2 protein-coding genes are annotated in these 3,441 nt (G+C 70.2%); both read right to left on the reverse strand.

Going from position 1 to position 3,441, the window contains the following annotated elements; genetic code table 11:
- The coding region (locus tag ACE3UY_RS10855; RefSeq protein ID WP_374687550.1) for an FtsX-like permease family protein at positions 1-1,935 on the reverse strand (1,935 nt) is incomplete at its 3' end.
- On the reverse strand, positions 1,932-3,441 hold a 1,510-nt coding region (locus ACE3UY_RS10860), incomplete at its 5' end, for a cyclic nucleotide-binding domain-containing protein (RefSeq protein WP_374687551.1). The genes ACE3UY_RS10860 and ACE3UY_RS10855, both read right to left, overlap by 4 nt.

The raw sequence follows: 3,441 nt of genomic DNA on the forward strand, positions 1-3,441 counted from the left end.
CATCCCCGCCGCCTCGTAGCGCGCGACCAGCTCGGCGGCGACGGCCGTCTGCCGGGCAGGATCGTCGCCGTCCAGGTACACCACCAGCCGCCCGGCCCGCCCGCGCACGCCGGTGGCTTGCTCAAAGTCGGCGTAGGCCATGTAGGCCCCGGCCTCGAACGGCCGCAGGCTGATGCCGATCAGCTGCGTCTCGCGCTCCCGGTCGCCGTTGAGCTTCAGCGCCAACTCGTCGCCGACAGCCGGGCGGTGGGTCAGCTTCTCGGTCTCATAGTTGATGTAGACCTCGTAGGGGCGGGTTTGAAACCCGCCCGTACCACCGGCGCCATTCCCAGCCGACAGCCAGCGCCCGGCGCGGTTGGCGAAGGCAGCGATCGCCGTCGTCGGCGGCACGCCATACAGAGGAAAGCTACTGCCGACGCGCCCATCCGGGTAGACTCGCCGCGCGTCGGCCACGCCCCACGCCTCCACCCGTTCCACGCCCGCGATGCCGGCCGCCTCCCGCTCCAGGCGTCTCACCGGCTCCGGCGCGGCGAAGTCGATCTGCACGTCGTAGGGGAACTCGCTGACCAGGATTTCGACCGCCTCATACAGTCCCAGACGCAGGCCAAAGGTGGCGATGAACATGGCCCCGGCCAGGCTGAGCGCGATGAGCGTCAGTCCCAGCCGCACCTTGCGCCGGGCGACGTTGCGCAAGGCCAGCGCGGCCAGCCGGGGCAACCCGTCCAGGCGCGACAGCAGCCCGCTCCGGGCCAGCGCGCCGATGCCCTGCCCGCCCAACGCCTCGCGGATGGTCATGTTGGCCGCCGCCCGCACCGGCCACAGCGCGGCGACGGCCGGCACCAGTAGCGCGCCGGCCACCTGCACCAGCAACGTCATCGCCGGCAACCCGAACGAGGGGATGTCGAAGTTGAGTTGCCCGGCCAGGAAGGTGGACTGGAAGTAGGCCCCCCACAGCCCCAGCGGCACGGCCAGCAGCAGCGCCAACCCGCCGAAGATGACCACCATCCGGCCGTACTGGCGCAGCACCAGCCCCCGCCCGCCGCCGAGCGCCTTCAGTACGCCAATCTGTGGCACCTGCTGGGCGATGACGGCCGACATGACGTTGGTCACCAGGAAGGCGCTGAGCAACAGCGTCAGCCCGCCCAGGATGCCGATCATCAGCAGGCCGGTATCGACGTTGCCCTGCATCAGGTGGACGCCCGGTTCCGGGATGCCAGCGCGCAGCACGGCCACCCCTTCATCTTCCAGCCATTCGGTCACGGCGGTGACGGCCGTCTCGACCGCGGCCCGATCGGGATTAGCCGCGGCCACGGTCAGGTGTAGCTGGTTGTACTCGGCCGGCAGGCCTAGCCGCACCGCTGTGTCGTCGCTCAGATAGCCATAGACGGTGGGTTGCACTGTCGTGGGCGCTTGCGATAGGTCGTTGACGAACCCCGCGACCGGCAGCCTAAACACGTCGCCGTCGCTCAGACGGACGGTTACGGCGTCGCCCTGTTCGAGCGGCAGGCCGGGACGGGCGGAGCGCTCCAGCAGCAGCGCCCCCGATGGCGGCGGGACGTTCGCGCCCGGTTCGGAGGCGAGCGTGCCGACGAACAGACCGGCGAAGTCGGGGATCGTCCACAGGCTCAGTGGGCGGATCGAGCCATCGTCCAGCACGAGGCGCGCCTCGGTGCGCCGGCGGGCCTGGGCCTCGACCACCTCCGGCAGCTTGGCGACCTGTTCGGCCAACGCCACGTCGAAGGGAGATGTGTCGAGGATGGCATGGGCCGGGTTGGTGTTCCGGTAGCCGTCGCGCAGGTCGCGCCGCAACACGACCAGGCTGGTGGCCGACACGCCGACGGCCGCCGTGCCCACGGCGATAGCCAGCACCACCAGCAGCGTGCGCGCCTTGAAGAGCCACAGGTCGCGCAGGGTCTTCAGCCACAGGGTGCTCATACGCCCTCGCCGTCCACCCGCGTCCGACGGTCAGCGGCAGCCTCGCGCACGTCCTGGGCGAAGCGCGGCGAAAGCTGGGTCAGCTTTTCGAACGCCGCCGCGTCCAACTCCAGCAAGCGGACGCTCTCCTGTCCCACGGCGCGGACGGTGGCCGTGCGCCGCCGGCTGCCCAGCAGGGCCAGTTCGCCGAAGTAGCGGCCCGGCCCCAGATGATCGATCTGCTCCTCCCGCCCCGCGTCGCGGGCGACGAAGACCGCCACCTCGCCCTCCAGGATGAAGTAGAACGTCTCGCCCAGCGCGCCCTGGTGGATAATCGTCTCGCCCGGCGCGTAGGGGCGGGTTTGAAACCCGCCCGTACCGGCGGCGGCGGCCAGCGCTTCGAGTTCGTCGCGGCCGATGTCGCGCAGGGCGTCCACCTGGCTCTGCACCTCGCGCAGGCTAATGATGCGCTGTAACTCCTCGCGCAGCGACGGCGACTCCGCGATCAGCCGGTTGAAGCTTTCACTGTCGAGGGCCACCGCCTCCACCGGCGCGTCGGCCGCGGCGCGCACCGTCGCCCGGCGCGGCCGTTGGCCGAGCAGCGCCATCTCGCCGAAATACTGCCCGGCGCGCAGATGGTCGACGCGCACCTCGCGGCCGTCCGGCTGCACCATGCACACCTCGGCCTGGCCGCCGGTCAGAATGTAGAAGTGCTCGCCCGGCTCGCCCTGCCGGACGATGACGCTGCCCGGCGGGAACGTCTGGGGGGCCACGCGGCGCTGCACCTCGGCCAGTTGGTCGTAGTTCAGGGCCGACAGGGCGCGGGTGACGTGCTCGTTGACCACCTCGCCATCGGCGATCATCACCGAGCGGTCGGTGCGCGCGGCGCGGGCCTCGTCGTGGGTGACCATGATGATGGTCTTGCCCTCGGCCACCAACCGGGTGAAGAGGCTGAAGATGCTCTCGGCCGTGCGCGAGTCGAGGTTGCCGGTCGGCTCGTCGGCGACGATCAGGCCGGGATCGTTGGCCAGGGCGCGGGCGATGGCGACGCGCTGCTGCTGGCCGCCGGAGACGGCCGCCGGCAGCTTGCGGGCCTGGTCGGCCATCTCCACCATCTCCAGCAGATGCATGGCCCGCTCCCGTCGCTCCCTGACCGGGTAGAGCCGGTTGATGTCCATCGGCAGCATGACGTTCTCGACCAGCGTCAGTGTCGGCAGGAGTTGAAAGAACTGGAAGACGATGCCGAGGTTCCGGCCGCGCCAGCCGGCCATCTGCTCCTCGTTGAAGGTATGGAGGGGCTCGCCGCCGATGAGAATTTCACCCGAGGTGGGCCGGTCGATACCGGTCAGCAGGTTGATGAGCGTGGACTTGCCGCTGCCGGACTTACCGATGACGGCGATGAACTCGCCCCGTTCGACCTGGATGTCGATGCCGCGCAGCGCCGGGAAGTCGCCAGCCGGCGTCCGGTACACTTTCGTCAGTTGGCGGGCGTCAACGTAGGGCGTCGGCTGGGTCATGAACCGCCGA

The organism is Promineifilum sp. (SeqCode), from assembly GCF_041918635.1.
GTDB lineage: Bacteria > Chloroflexota > Anaerolineae > Promineifilales > Promineifilaceae > Promineifilum.